The following is a 15,292-nucleotide window of genomic DNA, read 5'->3' as shown; positions in this document are numbered from 1 at the left end:
CGGCGCGGGTCCTCCCCGGTGCACGGGCGCCCCCCGCTGCTTCCGCTGCCCGCGGCGAGACCCGGCCGGTTCCGCGTCCAGGTGGCCGGGGACGCGGGCGGGCCGTTGTGCTGCGCGTACGCGCGTGTACGCAGGGGATGCGGGCACATGGCCGCCGCGGCGCTCCGCAGGACCGGTCGCCGGTGGCGTGTCCGCACTCCGGCGACCCGGGGAGAGCCCGCCCCCGGCCGTGCTCCGCCTCCGCGTGCGTGCGTGATCTGCTCGGCCGAATACTTGCTCCGGGCACTGCGGCCGGTGAAGTGACCGGTGTCCAGGCCGTGTTCGGCCACAGCTCCGCATGGCCCGTCGGCCGGGGCTCGGGGGCCGCTGCCGGAGCTGCCGGCGCCGCTCACGTCAGCGAGCCTGGGCCTGCGTCCGTGGGCACGCGTCCGTGGGCCTGCGTCCGCGGCCAGCCGCCCAACCGGCATGGCGTCCGGGGGAGTTCGCCGTCCCAGGCGGAGAGCCGCCGCCGTCCCTTGCGGGCGATGGCCCGCCGTGCGTACGGCGTGTGGCCGTGCACCACCGCAGGGGCCGCGAAGGTGGCGGTCCGTCACGTGTGCGGGGGATGGAGCGGCTCGTAGCCTGCGTGCACTCATCAGGCCGGACACCGGCCCGGCCGACTCCGGCCGGACACAGCCCCCAGGGAGACCTCTGCGATGAAACGGGTCAGCAGCGCCGCCGTACGCCCGTACCGACTCGCGGCAGTAGCCGCCCTCACCGCCGCGCTGCTCTCCTTCCCCGCGCCCGGCGGTGCCGCCGCCCAGCAGGGTGCGGACCGCGGCTGTGCCCGGACGGACATGCCCCGCGTGCCCGGCGCCGAACATCAGAAGGCCGTCTGCCTCGACGAGTTGACGACCGCGGGCACCGTGGAGAGCGGACACACCGACCCCGCCGACTGGGCCGGGCTGACCCCTGCGAAGCTGCCCACACCGAAGGGCGTGCCGGGCGTACAGATCGACGGCTACTTCCCGGACAGCTCCGCGACGAACACCAACCACGGCTGGCAGCACGACTCCCAGTTCGTTCTGCGGCTGCCCGCCCGCTGGAACGGCGGCCTGGTCGTCAGCGGCGCCCCCGGAAACCGCGAGCAGTACGCCAACGACCGGGCCATCGGCGACTGGGTGCTGGGGCGCGGCTACGCCTTCGCAGCCACCGACAAGGGCAACACCGGAGCGGCCTTCCACCGCGACGGCCGGACACCCGGTGACGCGGTCGCCGAGTGGAACCGGCGGGTCACGCAGCTCACGCGGGCAGCGCGCGCGACGGTCGCCGACCACTACCGGCGGGCCCCGGCACGCACCCTGGCCACCGGCATGTCAAACGGCGGCTACCTCGTGCGCTGGCAGCTGGAGAACCGTCCGGAGCTCTACGACGGCGGCGTCGACTGGGAGGGCACGCTGTGGCGGGCCGGCGGCGAGCGGCCCAACCTGCTGACCTTCCTGCCGCAGGCGCTGCGCCACTACCCGGCGTACGCCGCCGGCGGCCCCGGGGCGGACAAGGCCAGGAAGGCCCTGCACGGCGCCGGCTTCCCGCGCGGCTCCGAGTTCCTGTGGCCCTACCACCACGAGAACTACTGGGACCTCACGCAGCGCATCTACCGCGAGGAGATGGATCCCGGCTTCGACGGCGACACCGAGGCGGGCACCCCGTTCTGCACGCCCGGAGACCCGGACGGTCCGCCGTGCGACGCAGACTACGAGTACGAGGACCGCCCGGACGACGTCCGCCGCGCGGTCGCAAAGGCCGGGCTCACCGGCAGGATCGGCAAACCCCTCATCACGCTGCACGGCACCCTCGACACCCTGCTCCCCATCGGGGAGGACTCCGACGTCTACGCCCGCATGGTGCGCGAGTCGGGGCGGGGAGGGCTCTTCCGCTACTACCGCGTCGAGGACGGCAACCACGTCGATTCGCTCGCGGACGCCTTCCCCGACAAGCTGCGGCCGCTCACGCCGTGCCACCGTTCGGCGTTCACCGCGCTGGAGCGCTGGCTCGGCGACGGCACGAAGCCGCCGCGCAGCCGCGACGTGCCCAGGCCGGACGGGGCGACGCAGGCGGAGCTGACGAGGAGCTGCCCGCTGGAGAGCTGAGCGGCAGCGCACCGGCGGCGCCCGCGCCGGCACCGACGCATGGCAACAGCCGGTGTTTCCGCCCCTGTTGCGCGGGCACCCGCCGCAACACGTCAGAAGGAATCTCGTGGGGAGGACTCACCGTGGGTGCTGAGAAGAAGAAGCAGGCCAGGACCGAGCAGCTCCAGGGAAAGGTCAAGGAGGTCCTCGGCCGCAAGCTCGGCAACGAGCGGCTTGAGGCCGAAGGCCGCCGCGAGCAGTCGAAGGGCGACGCCCGGCAGGCCGCGGAGAAGGCCAAGGACGCCTTCCGGCGCTGAGCGCACCGCCGAGCGCACCGCCGAGTGCACCGCACGGCGCCGCGGTTTCCGCGGGCGCTGCGCGCAGGGAGACGAAGGGCCCGTGACGCTGCGGACGTCACGGGCCCTTCGGCTGCCTTTGGCCCTGCCGTCCTTTGCCCCGCCCCGCCCCACCCTGCCATGGCGTGCCGACGGACTGCCGTTGCCCTGACGCACGGACGCATGCCCTGACACCAAAGCTGCCGTGGCAGACCCTGTCACGGGACTGCCACGGCAGCGGCGGCATCAGATGCCCTTGTGCGGGCGTGCGTATGTCAGTTCTGCGTGAGCATGCCGGCGCGGAGGGCGGAGAGCGCACGGCTGAGCAGCCGGGAGACGTGCATCTGGGACAGGCCCAGATGCTCGCCGATCTGCGCCTGTGTCAGCTCGTCGCCGAAGCGCAGCTCGATGATCTTCCGGTCGCGCTCGGAGAGTTCGGCGAGGAGCGGCTTGAGGGCGTGGAAGTCCTCGACCAGGTCCATGGCCTCGTCACGTTCGCCCAGCACGTCCGCCAGGGACGCCTCGCCCTCCTCGTCGTTGACCGTGGCGTCGAGGGAGGAGGAGTTGTAGCCGTTGGCCGCGACCTGGCCCTCGACGATCTCCTCCTCGCTCACGCCGAGATGCTCGGCCAGTTCGCTCACGCGGGGCGACCGGCCCAGCGTCGAGGTGAGCTTGTCGTTGGCCCGCGCCAGATCCATGCGCATCTCCTGGAGGCGGCGCGGAACGCGGACGTCCCACGTCGTGTCACGGAAGAAGCGCTTGATCTCACCGACGACGTACGGGATCGCGAAGGTGGTGAACTCCACCTCGCGCGAGAGGTCGAACCGGTCGATCGCCTTGATGAGGCCGATCGTGCCGACCTGCACGATGTCGTCCATGTCGTCGCCGCGGGAGCGGAAGCGGCGCGCCGAATACCGTACGAGAGTCAGGTTGATCTCGATGAGGGTGTTGCGCACGTACTGGTACTCGTGCGTGCCCTCCTCGAGAACTTCGAGCCTGTCGAAGAGCGTCTTCGAGAGCTGACGCGCGTCCTCGGGAGCAAGCTTCTCCGGCTCGTCGACGACGGGCAGCCCCTCCGGTGTACTTCCGGCTCCCCGCCCTTCGATTACGGACGGCGACCCGGTGGGTGCTTCCTCCGTTGTCGTGACGGTCGGCGTTGCGGAAGTCATCGCGTGGACCTGCCCTTCACTTCGACGTCGGGTTCAATCGCCTACCCGGCTTCTCACTGAACAAGCCTACGGCTTCGAGCGGTTGTCCTTTTGGGCTGATTTGCGGCGCCTCGGAGCGGCCGTGCGGGGCCAGTTGGCATGAGGCAGGCGCCGGTGGGCAGGCGGACCTGGGACCGATTGAAGCGACCACGACGAGAGTCCGGGTTTCCGTGAGAGAGGCGTACGGACGGCGCGTCGAGGAGAATGCGTCCTCGGCAGAGGACGGGAGGTGATGCCTGGTGCCCACGGGTCACAGCCCTGCGGCGACAGGCGGAGGGGAACAAGAAGCCCTGCTGATGGACTCGGTGTACACCGACATCGGACAGGCACGCAAGGCCGTGGAGGAGCACCTGGCGCGGGACTGCGCCTGGGTGGACCTGACGGGAGTGCTCCTCGTCGTCTCCGAACTCGTGACCAACGCACAGCGTCACGCGCGGGGAAAGTGGCAACTGCGGGTCCAGGCCGGGCCGTACCGCGTACGGGTGGAGGTCACGGACTCCGTGCCGCTCCCTCCGCGCTGGCGGCCGGGCAAGCTCGACGGCAGCGGCGGCTGGGGCCTGCGCATCGTCGAGCAGTGCGCCGACACTCTGGAAGTGCTGACATCGGCACGCGGCAAGACCATGCGCGCGCAGTGGCTGCACCCGGACCGCAGCGGTCCGTCTCTGGCTTGAGAAGCCGCACTTCCGGCTCCCGGGCCCGGCCCGTCCCCGCGGACCTGACGGGAGTACGGGCCGGACCGGTCTCGGCGCGCACCTGAACGCGGCCGTCGGTGCCGCGGCCCTCCGGGCTTCCCGCAAGCCGCGGATCTGAGTACAAGTACTCATGCGCCAGGCGGTGAATGAGCGGAGGATCTGCCGGAACACGCGCGACTGTCATCTGTCCTGGAGATCTTTCACCGATCGGGAAGAGCAACCATGCGGGACCGCAGCGGCTGGAAGCGAATTCTCTCGGCGGCGACGGACAACTGGCCGTCCCGCATCTATCTGACGGCCTGTGCGGCATTGCTGATCTGGACGGCTTTCGATGCCCTTTTCGCAAACGACGAAGGCCCTTCTTTCGCGGGTGTCTGGCCCATTTTCGCCACGCTGCCGACGAGTCTTCCCGTCGTGCTGCTCGCCGGCGCAATCGGATTTGTGCTGCCGACTGCGGTGACTCTCCCGCTTTTCATTCTGCTGCTCGCGGTCGCGGCGCTCGTCAACGCCACCGGGCTCGGCCTGCTGCTGCGCTGGCTGCGACGTCGCACGTCACAGGCCTGACCCGAGCCGGAAACCGTCACAGGGGCAGACGTGTGCGCGTTTTCGTGAGGCACCCGGCACACGCCCGGGAATGCCCCGCCTGACATTCGTCATCGGAATCCCCGGACGGGCATGGAATGCATTGACGCGTTCAGTTCAACACGCCTAGCGTTCCCGTCGTCGGGCAACAGGCCGATGAAATCCGCGAGTTGGGAGAATCCGACGCGGATTCCCGTGCCTGCGCCCGGCCGACAGCCCGACCAGAGAAACCCGATGAAAACGGGGAACACATGAACCGCAGGACACGAATAGTTCTTCCCGTGGTTGCGGGCGCCGCCGTCCTGGCGTCCCTCACACCCATGGCAGTCGCCGGTGAGACTCCGGCCGGGAGCGCCGCCGGCACTCAGGCGCGCGAGACGAAGGCGGAGGCCGGCACCCAGGCAAGCATCAGCCGCAACACCGTCATCAAGCGGGCCAGGACCTGGCTGACGGCGATCGACGGCCACCAGGTTCCCTACAGCCAGAGCAAGACGTTCCGGGGCTACCGCACGGACTGCTCCGGCTACGTGAGCATGGCGCTCAAGTACGGGAAGCCGGGCACGAACACGGTGGGCCTGGCGTCCTCGCAGTTCACCAAGAAGATCAAGATGTCGCAGCTGAAGAAGGGCGACCTGATCATCGACGCGAACGGCAGCTCGACGACCCGTCACGTCGTGATCTTCGAGAAGTGGACCAGCGCCGCGCACAAGTCCTACCGCGCCTACGAGCAGCGCGGCGGCTACGGAACCGACCACAGCACGCGCAGCTACGGGATCGGCAAGGACCAGTACGACGCCTACCGCCCGAAGAAGTACTGAGGCAGCGGGCAGGCTGCTCAGCGGCCCCGTGACTGTGCCCTCGTCCCGGAAGAGTTGCTTCCGGGACGAGGGCACAGTGCCGTCCTCACGACCGGGCGGGCGTCACCGCGGCCCGGCTCGTACCGGGCCCGCGGCCCGTTCCCCCTACTTGTAGATCTCCCCGACCCACTCCGGGTGGTCGATGAACGGGTTCCGGTTCTTCTGGATCTTGTCGAAGATGACCTGGTTGCGGTTCTCCTCGAACTTGTCCGGCGGGTCCTGCTCGCTCCACTGCTTCAGGACGGACACGCGGCCGATGTTGGGCTTGGAGCCGTTGTCGACCTCGTCGTTGGCTTCCAGGTCCGGGAAGCTGTCCTCGCCCTCGTAGCGGACGTCCATGTAGAGGATCATGCGGGCGACGTCGCCCTTGACCTCGTCGCGCGGCTCGTAGGAGTCGTCGTCGGTGAAGTTGCCCGGCGCGCCCTCGACCTCGCTGCCGCCCTCGTCGAAGTCCTTGTTGCCGCGGATGCTGTTGACCTGCACGTCGGACGGGCGCAGGTGGTGCACGTCCGTGCCCGGTCCGTCGGCGGTGCCGAAGTCGCCGTGGGACTTGGCCCAGACGTGCTCGCGGTTCCAGTTGCCCTGGTCGCCGCCGTTGCTGTCCTTGGAGATGGACTTGCCGGTGTACAGCTCGATGACGTTGCCCGAGTTGTCCGGGTCCTGGTCGGTCTCCTTCAGCGCGTCCCAGACCTCGTCGTACGAGAGTGTGGTCACGCCATTGCTGATGATGCCGTGCAGAGCCGTCTTGAGTTCTTCGCCGGTCTTGCCCTCGGCGTCCTGGTAGTAGTCGTCCTCTTCCGCTGCCGTGAAGGCCGACGCGGTACCGGAGGCCCGTGCGGAGCTCTTGTCCGGTGCGGTGGCCGTGCCCGCCGAGGCGGGTATCTGTACGACGGCGGCTATGAGCGCGGTGCCGGCGAGTGCGCCGAGCGTTCTGCGGCGCGCTGCGGAACGTATGAAGTCCACGTTGGCGTCCTCTCCCCGAGGATGTGGCGCCGTGTGCGCAGTGTGGGGGTCGCAGCACGGCACCGGCCGATGGGTGGTCGGCCGTGGTGAAGCTTTCCACTGCCTCGAACACCGATGCGGGACGTATACGAAACTGTGCTGTGAAGAAGTGGTGAAGCCTGGCGCGTCGTCACCCTGAGCTGTCCGCATCTCACTCACTCAACGGCCCCATGATCAGGCCGTGTTGGAAGGGGGCGGGAGCCTCGCAAGAGCTTCCTGAATCTTGCAGGAAGGGTTTACAGCTCTTCGCGGTGCCGCTACTTTCCCTTCAAGTTCCCGCCCCCACAGGGGAATCGACTACCGGCTGCTGGTGCGTGCGGCCCTTCCGACGCGACGTGAAGGAGCCGTTGTGCGCATGCGCATCCCCCCACCGCACGGGCCGCGGGCCCGTATCCAGGCACTCCTCGCTCTCATCCTCGCCGGCCTCGTCGTCTCGCTGCTTCCGGCGACCGGGCTCGCCGGACCGCGGCCGGCCCCCGCCCCGGCAGACGGCCGCGCAGCCGCGGCCGCACCGGCGACGATGCTGGGCGGCGACCCGCGCAAGGACTCGGTCTACTTCGCGATGACCGCCCGCTTCAACGACGGCGATGCGTCCAACAACAGGGGAGGCAGCCAGCATGAGAAGTCGGGCAACGCGGCCCACAAGGACCCCATGTTCAGGGGCGACTTCAAGGGCCTGGCCGACAAGCTCGACTACATCAAGGCGCTGGGCTTCTCGGCGATCTGGATCACGCCGGTCGTCCTGAACCGGTCCGACTACGACTACCACGGCTACCACGGCTGGGACTTCTACCGGATCGACCCGCGGCTGGAGTCGGAGGGCGTCTCCTACCAGCAACTCATCGACAGCGCCCACGCCAAGGGCATCAAGATCTACCAGGACGTGGTCTACAACCACAGCTCCCGCTGGGGCGCGAAGGGCCTGAGCACCCCCACCTTCTTCGGGAAGCGCGACAAGGAGTGGAGCTGGTACTACGACAAGAAGACGGAGGGCAAGGAGTACAACCCCCTGGAGGAGAACGAAAAGGGCAAGACCTACAACGGTGACCTCTGGTCCGAGGAGGAGCCCGAAGGCAACACCTGCAAGGACTGGGGCAAACCCACCGGTGAGAGCAGCCCCGAGGGCTACAAGCTCTACAACTGCCAGTGGCCCAGCCCCACTTCGGGCCTCTTCCCCGCCTCGAAGTACCACCAGTGCTGGCTCGGCAACTGGGAGGGCGAGGACTCGCGCAGCTGCTGGCTGCACGAGGACCTCGCCGACTTCGACACCGAGCAGAAGAGCGTGCAGAAGTACCTGACCGACGCCTACAGCAAATACATCGACATGGGCGTCGACGGCTTCCGCATCGACACGGCCGTCCACATCCCCCGCACCACCTGGAACCGCCGCTTCCTGCCGGCCCTCCACGACCGCCTCGTGGAGAAGTACGGCAAGGAGAAGGCGCAGGACTTCTACGTCTTCGGCGAGGTGGCCGCGTTCGTCAACGACAAGTGGAACCGCGGCTCGGTCAACCACTCCACCCAGTTCTTCACCTGGAAGGAACGCAAGGAGTACAGCGACGACGACGCCAAGGCCTCGCTCGAGATGTACGAGTACGAGCAGAAGCAGGGCCCGGAGAACCAGCCGACGTCCACCAACGCCTTCCTCGACGGGAACAAGTACCACGCCCCCGACCACTCGAAGTTCTCCGGCATGAACGTCATCGACATGCGGATGCACATGAACTTCGGCGACGCGGCCAACGCCTTCGGCAACGGCAAGGACTCCGACGACAGTTACAACGACGCCACGTACAACACCGTCTACGTCGACTCGCACGACTACGGGCCGGGAAAGTCCTCCACGCGCTACGACGGCGGCACCGACGCCTGGGCCGAGAACATGTCGCTGATGTGGACCTTCCGCGGCATCCCCACCCTCTACTACGGATCGGAGATCGAGTTCCAGGCCGGCAAGAAGATCGACTGCGGTCCCACGTGCCCGCTCGCCACCACCGGCCGCGCCTACTTCGGCGAGCACCTCGAAGGCAGCGTCGAGGCCTCGGAGTTCGGCAGGGCCGACAGCGCGACGGGCGAGGTCGCAAAGACCCTCGACAAGCCGCTCGTCAAGCACCTGCAGCAGCTCAACCGGATCCGGCGCGCCGTTCCCGCCCTGCAGACGGGCCAGTACTCCACGAGCGGCATCGACGGCTCGATGGCGTACAAGCGCCGCTACACCTCAGGCGACACCGACAGCTTCGTGCTCGTGACGGTCTCCGGCGCAGCCGCCTTCAACGGCATCCCCGACGGCACGTACAAGGACGCCGTCACGGGCGACACCAGGAACGTCACCGACGGCAAGCTCTCCGTCGAAGCACCCGGCAAGGGCAATCTGCGCGCCTACGTGCTCGACCTCCCGGGGAACCCTGCACCCGGCAAGGTCGGCCCGTCAGGCCCGTACTTGAAGTAGCCACCACCCCCAAGGCCCCGGGCCTGCATGCGGCCCGGGGCCATTCACCCCCCACATCGAGGAGTTGAGTCCCTTGGGACGCCTGCGCTTCCTGAGACTGGCGGCGGCAGCCGCCACCTTGGCCACAGTCGTCGGCCTCATGCCGTCGGCGGGCCAGCCGGCACGGGCCGCCACCGCGGCGGCTCCCGCCCTCGGCGCGCACTACGACGGCAGCGGCGAGAGCATCACCTTCCGAGTGCACTCCTCCGCCGCGACGCGGATGCTCGTCGAGCTCTACGACAAGGCCGCCGGCGCCGCCGAGAAGGGGAGCCTGCTCCTGGAGAAGGAGTCCGGGGCCGACGGCACATGGACGGCGACGGTCACCGTCGCGGAACTCCGTGAGAAGTACGGCATCGAGGGCACCGTCTACTACGGCTACCGCGCCTGGGGCCCCAACTGGCCCTACGACAAGGACTGGGAGAAGGGCTCCGAGGCCGGCTTCGTCTCCGACGTCGACGGCAAGGGCAACCGGTTCAACCCGAACAAGCTGCTCCTCGACCCGTACGCCCGCGAAGTCAGCCACGACCCGCTGCGTGAAGGCATGACCGACAAGGGCGTCTACGGCTCCGGCCCGGAGCACCGCGGCAAGGACAGCGGCACCCAGGCACCGAAGGGCATCGTGCTGCCCGAGACCGACCCCGGCGATGGGGGAGGGACGGGCGAGAAACCCCGGCGCGCGCTCAAGGACGACATCGTCTACGAGGTACATCTGCGCGGCCTGACGAAGAACGACAGCAGCATTCCCGCGGATGAACGCGGCACGTACAAGGGAGCGGCCGCCAAGGCGGAGGAGCTGGCCGAACTCGGCGTCACCGCCGTGGAGTTCCTGCCCCTGCAGGAGGCACAGAACGACGCCAACGACGCCGACCCCGACAGCAGCGCGGACGACAACTACTGGGGCTACGTCACCGACAACTTCTTCGCCCCCGACCGCCGTTACGCCGCGGACGACTCACCCGGCGGCCCCACCCGCGAGTTCCGCGCGATGGTCAAGGCCTACCACGACGCCGGCATCAAGGTCATCGCCGACGTGGTCTACAACCACACGGGAGAAGGAGGCCCGTGGAAGGAGGGCGACAAGAACACCTACGGCATCCACTCCTACCGAGGCCTGGACAACCCCACGTACTACTCCCTGACGGACGACCGACAGGAGCCCGTGGACAACACGGGAGTCGGCGGCAACTTCAACACCTACAACCCGGTCGCACAGAACCTCGTCATCGACTCCCTCCGGTACTGGAAGGACACGCTCGGCATCGACGGCTTCCGGCACGACCTCGCCTCCGTGCTCGGCAACACCTGCGAACACGGATGCTTCAAGTACAGCGCCACCGACCCGAAGACGGCGCTGCACCGCATCACCGAGGAGATGCCCGCGCGCGGAGCCGGAGGCGGCGAGGGCACCGACTGGATCGCCGAACCCTGGGCGCTCGGCGAGGGCACGTACCAGGTCGGCAACTTCCCGGCGGGCTGGTCGGAGTGGAACGGCAAGTACCGCGACACCCTCCGCGCACACCAGAACAAGCCCGACCGGAAGGTGACTCCGGGGCAGCTCGCGACGCGTCTCGCCGGCTCCTCGGACCTCTACGGCGACGACGGGCGCCGGCCCTTCAACTCGGTCAACTTCATGGTCGCCCACGACGGGTTCACCCAGCGGGACCTGTACGCCTGCAACGAGAAGAAGAACGACCAGGCCTGGCCCTACGGACCCTCCGACGGAGGATCGGACGACAACATCTCCTGGGACCAGGGCGGCGGGGCGGCCGCTCAGCGGCAGGCCGCCCGCAACGGCTTCGCCTTCCTCATGATGTCGGCGGGCACGCCGATGATGACCGGCGGCGACGAGGTGCTGCGCAGCACCCGCTGCAACAACAACCCGTACAACCTCGACAACGAGGCCAACTGGCTGAGCCACGAATTCGATTCGGACCAGGAGACCTTCCGTACCTACACGCACCGGCTGCTCGAATTCCGCAAGGCGCACCCGGCGCTGAGGCCGGCGGACTTCTACACGTCCAAGGACACCAACGGCAACGGCACAGGTCAGCTGGACTGGTTCACCCCGGCCGGCGCCGCGCCCGATGAGGCGTACTGGAACGACGCGTCCAACCAGGCGCTGGCCTGGCGCATCGACGGCACCGAGTTCGACGACCCGGCCGACGGGCTCTACGTCGCCTACAACGGCTCGTCCGGGGCGGTGGACTTCACGCTGCCCTCGCCCGGCGAAGGAAAGGAGTGGCACCGCGTCACCGACACGGGCGCCGCATCCGAGGGCGCGGGCCAGGTTGCCGAGCCGGGCTCGGAAGAGCCCGTCGGGGGCAAGGGTGAGAAGTACAAGCTGGGCGGCAGGTCGGTGGCCGTTCTGATCGCCAAGTAGCGGCTGGGTACCGCCCGCCGGCCGCCTGGTGATGAGGCGGCCGGCGGGCGGTACGTGTTCATTCGGCCGGCCGGGCAACGCGGGCCAGGGCTCGGGAGGACCGTCACAGGATCCTCAACCCTGCGCTATTGAGGGCGAGTTGACGCGCAACGTCGTCAAAGGTGTAGTGGGCTCGCAGCCGGTAGAACGGGGAGAGGCATGAGCACGGGCTTTCAGATAGACATCACCGCGACCGAACGCGCACTGCACAAACTCGAAGAGTGCGACGAACGCATGCAGCAGGCCCGGAAGCGCCTCAAGAACGTCGGCCCGAAGACGCTTGGAACGAACGGGCTGGACAACGCCTGCGACACCTTCCAGTCGGAGTGGGACGACGGAATCAAGCGCATCGAGGACGCGGCCAAGGACATCAAGGACCGCCTGCGGACCACCATCGACGCGTACAAGGCAGGCGAGAAGTCCACCGCCGAGGGCTTCGGCGCGAAGTAACAAGGCGTAAGCACGAGGGGGAACGCCGCATGTCCTATCGCAGCATCTTCATCCTGGGCGACGACGCCTGGCCCGGTCTGGGATTCAACCCCGCCAAGGGCAACCTGGAAGCCATCGACGACCTGGCCGCGGACGTGAAGGCCGTCAGTACCGAACTGGGCGAACTCGATGAACTGCTGACATCCATCGGGAAGAAGGGCGGCTCCTGGGAGGGCGAGGCGGCCGAGCGCTTCTCGAAGAAGCTCGGCGAACTGCCCAAGTACCTGAAACAGGGCACCGATTCCATGGGGGACTGCGCAAAGGCGCTGCGCTCCTGGCACGGACAGCTCTCCGCATTCCAGCGGTCGGCGCAGAACCTGGAGTCAGAGGCTGTTACGGCCCGGCGCGAGGCCGACCGGCTCACACATGCGTACAACACCGAGAACGACCGCCTCAGGGCGCTCGGCCCCATGCCCGCGGACGAGGCCGACCGGCTCAACAAGAAGCTGGCCGGTCAGCGGGCCGAGGTGGATCAGGCGCAGGACAAGCTGGAGAAGCTGATCCGTGAGGCCGAGGAGATCTACGGCCGGTGGAACGACCGGGCGCAGGAGGCCGAGGCTGCCATCATCAAGGCGTCCGAGAACCATCCGCCGGACTTCGGGCTGTGGGAGCGGATCAGTGACGGCCTCAAGGAGGTCGCCCGCGACGCCGGCGACTGGCTCGCCGAGAACGCCGACCTGCTCTCCACGATTTCGTCGGGCCTCGGAGCGGCGGCCCTCGCCTGCCAGATCATTCCCGGAGTCGGCTCTGCCGTGGGCGCCGTCCTGGGCGTCGCCGCCGGTGCTTTCGCCCTCGGTGCGATGGCCGGCCACGCCGTTCAGGGCATGCGCGGGCAGAAGGGCGGCTGGGCGAAGATGGGGCTGGATGCGCTGTCGGTGATTCCCGCGGGGAAGGGTGCCGTGGCGTTGGCGACGGCCGCCAAGGGGTCGAAGCTCTCGACTGCCGCCAATTCCGTCAAGAGCGGCTTGCACACGCCACTGACGCAGAAGCATCTGTTCCAGCCCGCCGGGCAGAAGATCGCGCAGAGCTTCGGAAAGACCCTGAGCAAGGAGCAGGTCATCAAGATGAACCAGTACACCCAGCTCGGCGTCAAGTCAGGGTCCTTCGGCTACGGTTCGCTGAATGCCGCCAAGAACTGAGGAGAGGTCGCCTGCGGCCCGGGCGCCAAAATCTCCCACTGCAACCTGACTTCAGCACACTGAGGGGCACTCACCATGGCAGAGGCCAACAGCCGACCGGAAAAGCTGCGCGCGGCCGCCCTCAAAGCCACCGACGGCAGGCAGCCGTCGGGGCTCTTCAGAGTGAGTCGTGCCGTGGTGCACGACTCACTCGAGACTCCGTGGAAGCAGCGGCCTTGGGTGTTGTCCGGGCCGGGAGTCAAGCGGGCTCCTCTGCGAAAGCTCTTCGTGATTGCGGTGCGGACCCTCACCTTCGACTGGCCCGTACGCAAGATTCAGTTCTCGGACGAAAAGATCGCGGCCAAGGAGCGTGCCGAGTCGGCACGAGCCTCCAACAAGCCGCAGGCGGATGCGGCCCGGCAGGCCGGCTTGTATTTCGGGACCGCGAACAGCACGGCGGCACAGCTTCTCGTCGCGACATTGCCGCGCTCCAAGACCCGCGTCATGAATCTCCTGTGCGTCACGGCCGATGACACCATGCTGCTTCATATTCCTGACACGTACCGGAAGAAGCACTTCGCCAACGCGGTGGACATCGGCTGGCGCATCGACCGCAAGCAACTCGAGTGGACCCGGGACATCTCCGGCAAGGGGGGGAGCATGCGAGAGGTGCAGTACGGCTTCGCCGACGGCAGCTGGATGACCCTCTACACGGAAAGCGTCGAGAGCATGCCGGGCTTGACCGATGTCTTCCCGCACACCCTCACCAAGGAAGACCCGATCCCGCCCAACGCGAACTACCCCGAGCCGGAGCTCAGGAAATGACGCAACCTGCGACGGGGAGCAGGACGGAGCTGCACGTCGGCTGGCTGATGCCGGCGTTCTTCCACCCCCTTCCCGTGGATGCCACCGAGCCTGACGAACTGGCCGACCGCATCGTCGACTTGGCGAGGAAGGTGATGGCCGACCGCAGCACCGACGAGCAGCACTTCTTCGCGCAGATGATGTTGCGGCAGACTGCCCGGCTCATCGAGGCAGAGGCCGAGTACGCAGGCATCTGCTTCGTGGAGCACGAGGGCGAGCCGACGATGGCCACGGTCCTGGTCAACCGCGTCCCGTCACTCGGGGGAACTGTGGAGGAGGCGGCGGAGGCCACGGAGTCGCTGCTGAAGCGGCGTTACAGACAGGACGATGTCCGCACGGGCGCCCTGCCGCTGGAGAGCACTCCCGCCGTGACCCGTGTCGGTGGCCTGGAGGTGAGCGTCCCGCCCGAACTGTCTCCCGACGGGCAGCCGCAGACTCTCCGTCAGGGCGTCATCCAGACGTACGTGCCCCTGCCGGGGCAGGGCGAGACCATGGTCTTCGAACTGAACTCGCCCTCCGCGGGCGCCTGGGACATGTACGCGGAGATGTTCGACGCCATCCTCGGGACCTTGGACTGGGCGACCGACGAGGACCTGGCCGAACAGCGGGAACTGGAGCGAACAGCGGGGACACCCGCCCATCCCGAGCCGCATGAGCAGGTGTCGCAGCCCGAACCCGTAACGGTCGCCCAGGAGTTGGCCGAGGCCGTCCGTCACCGTTCCAGCCTCGTCCTGGACGCTGTCGGAATGCGCGGCCCCGTCCGAGAGGAGTCCGACGACCTCACTCCCGCGGCTTGCCCGCCGTGCCGTTCCAGGGGACTCACCTCCGGCTGCACGGTCCGCCACCACTGGGAGATGGTCCAGTTGGCGCCTGCGACGCTGCGGGAGATGCTGGCCGCCGCCCGCGCCCACCTGATCGGCAACGGCTTCACGGAGGACGCCGTTGCAGAGGGCCACGCCGTCTTCACCGGCCCCGGGGACTCCGTCAGCGCCCAGGGCTACACGGCCTCGCTCACCGCCGACGCCGAGCAGGGCCGGCTCCTCGTCGACGTGGCGACCGTGTGCACCCGCGGCACCGCCACCTCCCTGGTCGGCGACTTCGGCTGACCGCACTTTCACGGGGGCGGGCAC

Annotated in this window: 12 protein-coding genes and 1 pseudogene; 11 read left to right on the top strand and 2 right to left on the bottom strand. The window is 68.3% G+C overall.

The annotated features are described in order from the left end of the window. Positions 1-695 precede the first annotated feature (695 nt). Together H180DRAFT_RS12220 and H180DRAFT_RS12215 are read left to right on the top strand one after the other, a co-directional pair. The gene (locus tag H180DRAFT_RS12220; protein ID WP_055486057.1) at positions 696-2,129 is read left to right on the top strand and encodes a prolyl oligopeptidase family serine peptidase; all 1,434 of its coding nucleotides are present in this window, start codon (positions 696-698) and stop codon (positions 2,127-2,129) included. 122 nt (positions 2,130-2,251) lie between these two features. Continuing rightward, positions 2,252-2,425 (top strand): CsbD family protein, encoded by a 174-nt coding sequence (locus tag H180DRAFT_RS12215; RefSeq protein ID WP_074466763.1) that lies wholly within the window; start codon positions 2,252-2,254, stop codon positions 2,423-2,425. A gap of 293 nt (positions 2,426-2,718) precedes the next feature. On the opposite strand, the gene H180DRAFT_RS12210 is transcribed toward H180DRAFT_RS12215, so the two are convergent. Next, positions 2,719-3,612 (bottom strand): RNA polymerase sigma factor SigF, encoded by an 894-nt coding sequence (locus H180DRAFT_RS12210; RefSeq protein ID WP_074466762.1) that lies wholly within the window; start codon positions 3,610-3,612, stop codon positions 2,719-2,721. Between the two features lie 335 nt (positions 3,613-3,947). On the opposite strand from H180DRAFT_RS12210, the gene H180DRAFT_RS12205 reads away from it, so the two are divergent. From H180DRAFT_RS12205 to H180DRAFT_RS12195, 3 genes are all read left to right on the top strand, one after another. Then, positions 3,948-4,322, top strand: a complete 375-nt coding sequence (locus H180DRAFT_RS12205; protein WP_055486056.1) for an ATP-binding protein — start codon at positions 3,948-3,950, stop codon at positions 4,320-4,322. Positions 4,323-4,565: 243 nt separating this feature from the next. After that, positions 4,566-4,907 (top strand): SCO4225 family membrane protein, encoded by a 342-nt coding sequence (locus H180DRAFT_RS12200; RefSeq protein ID WP_055486055.1) that lies wholly within the window; start codon positions 4,566-4,568, stop codon positions 4,905-4,907. Positions 4,908-5,176: 269 nt separating this feature from the next. Continuing rightward, complete coding sequence (locus tag H180DRAFT_RS12195) at positions 5,177-5,743, top strand: NlpC/P60 family protein (RefSeq protein WP_074466761.1); 567 nt, start codon at positions 5,177-5,179, stop codon at positions 5,741-5,743. Between the two features lie 144 nt (positions 5,744-5,887). Here the strand turns inward: H180DRAFT_RS12195 and H180DRAFT_RS12190 are convergent, their stop codons facing one another. Further along, on the bottom strand, positions 5,888-6,736 hold the full coding sequence (locus H180DRAFT_RS12190; protein WP_074466782.1) for an endonuclease I family protein: 849 nt from the start codon (positions 6,734-6,736) through the stop codon (positions 5,888-5,890). Positions 6,737-7,307: 571 nt separating this feature from the next. Here H180DRAFT_RS12190 and H180DRAFT_RS12185 point away from each other — a divergent pair. The 6 genes and pseudogenes from H180DRAFT_RS12185 to H180DRAFT_RS12160 all read left to right on the top strand — a co-directional run. After that, positions 7,308-9,233: pseudogene (locus tag H180DRAFT_RS12185) on the top strand (alpha-amylase family glycosyl hydrolase); the annotation flags it as partial. 73 nt (positions 9,234-9,306) lie between these two features. Further along, positions 9,307-11,652 carry an isoamylase gene (locus tag H180DRAFT_RS12180; protein ID WP_074466760.1) on the top strand — a complete coding sequence of 782 codons (2,346 nt, stop codon included), beginning with the start codon at positions 9,307-9,309 and terminating at the stop codon, positions 11,650-11,652. A 198-nt stretch (positions 11,653-11,850) separates the two neighbouring features. Further along, the gene (locus tag H180DRAFT_RS12175) at positions 11,851-12,141 is read left to right on the top strand and encodes a hypothetical protein (protein ID WP_055486053.1); all 291 of its coding nucleotides are present in this window, start codon (positions 11,851-11,853) and stop codon (positions 12,139-12,141) included. 29 nt (positions 12,142-12,170) lie between these two features. Beyond that, the gene (locus H180DRAFT_RS12170; RefSeq protein WP_074466759.1) at positions 12,171-13,319 is read left to right on the top strand and encodes a putative T7SS-secreted protein; all 1,149 of its coding nucleotides are present in this window, start codon (positions 12,171-12,173) and stop codon (positions 13,317-13,319) included. 75 nt (positions 13,320-13,394) lie between these two features. After that, positions 13,395-14,123: a hypothetical protein gene (locus H180DRAFT_RS12165; RefSeq protein ID WP_055486052.1), complete on the top strand. Its 729-nt coding sequence runs from the start codon at positions 13,395-13,397 to the stop codon at positions 14,121-14,123. Next, the gene (locus tag H180DRAFT_RS12160) at positions 14,120-15,268 is read left to right on the top strand and encodes a hypothetical protein (RefSeq protein ID WP_055486051.1); all 1,149 of its coding nucleotides are present in this window, start codon (positions 14,120-14,122) and stop codon (positions 15,266-15,268) included. Before H180DRAFT_RS12165 ends, H180DRAFT_RS12160 begins: the two co-directional genes overlap by 4 nt. The last annotated feature ends 24 nt before the right edge of the window (positions 15,269-15,292 follow it).

It is taken from the genome of Streptomyces sp. WMMB 322 (genome assembly GCF_900090145.1).
Lineage (GTDB): Bacteria > Actinomycetota > Actinomycetes > Streptomycetales > Streptomycetaceae > Streptomyces.
The sequence above is the reverse complement of the archived record's forward strand: the minus strand, read 5'-3'. Positions and strand labels throughout refer to the sequence as shown.

Coding starts and splice junctions, on each gene's coding strand:
- H180DRAFT_RS12220 (WP_055486057.1), top strand. CDS start 696: ATGAAACGGGTCAGCAGCGCCGCCGTACGCCCGTACCGACTCGCGGCA.
- H180DRAFT_RS12210 (WP_074466762.1), bottom strand. CDS start 3,612: ATGACTTCCGCAACGCCGACCGTCACGACAACGGAGGAAGCACCCACC.
- H180DRAFT_RS12205 (WP_055486056.1), top strand. CDS start 3,948: ATGGACTCGGTGTACACCGACATCGGACAGGCACGCAAGGCCGTGGAG.
- H180DRAFT_RS12200 (WP_055486055.1), top strand. CDS start 4,566: ATGCGGGACCGCAGCGGCTGGAAGCGAATTCTCTCGGCGGCGACGGAC.
- H180DRAFT_RS12195 (WP_074466761.1), top strand. CDS start 5,177: ATGAACCGCAGGACACGAATAGTTCTTCCCGTGGTTGCGGGCGCCGCC.
- H180DRAFT_RS12175 (WP_055486053.1), top strand. CDS start 11,851: ATGAGCACGGGCTTTCAGATAGACATCACCGCGACCGAACGCGCACTG.
- H180DRAFT_RS12170 (WP_074466759.1), top strand. CDS start 12,171: ATGTCCTATCGCAGCATCTTCATCCTGGGCGACGACGCCTGGCCCGGT.
- H180DRAFT_RS12165 (WP_055486052.1), top strand. CDS start 13,395: ATGGCAGAGGCCAACAGCCGACCGGAAAAGCTGCGCGCGGCCGCCCTC.
- H180DRAFT_RS12160 (WP_055486051.1), top strand. CDS start 14,120: ATGACGCAACCTGCGACGGGGAGCAGGACGGAGCTGCACGTCGGCTGG.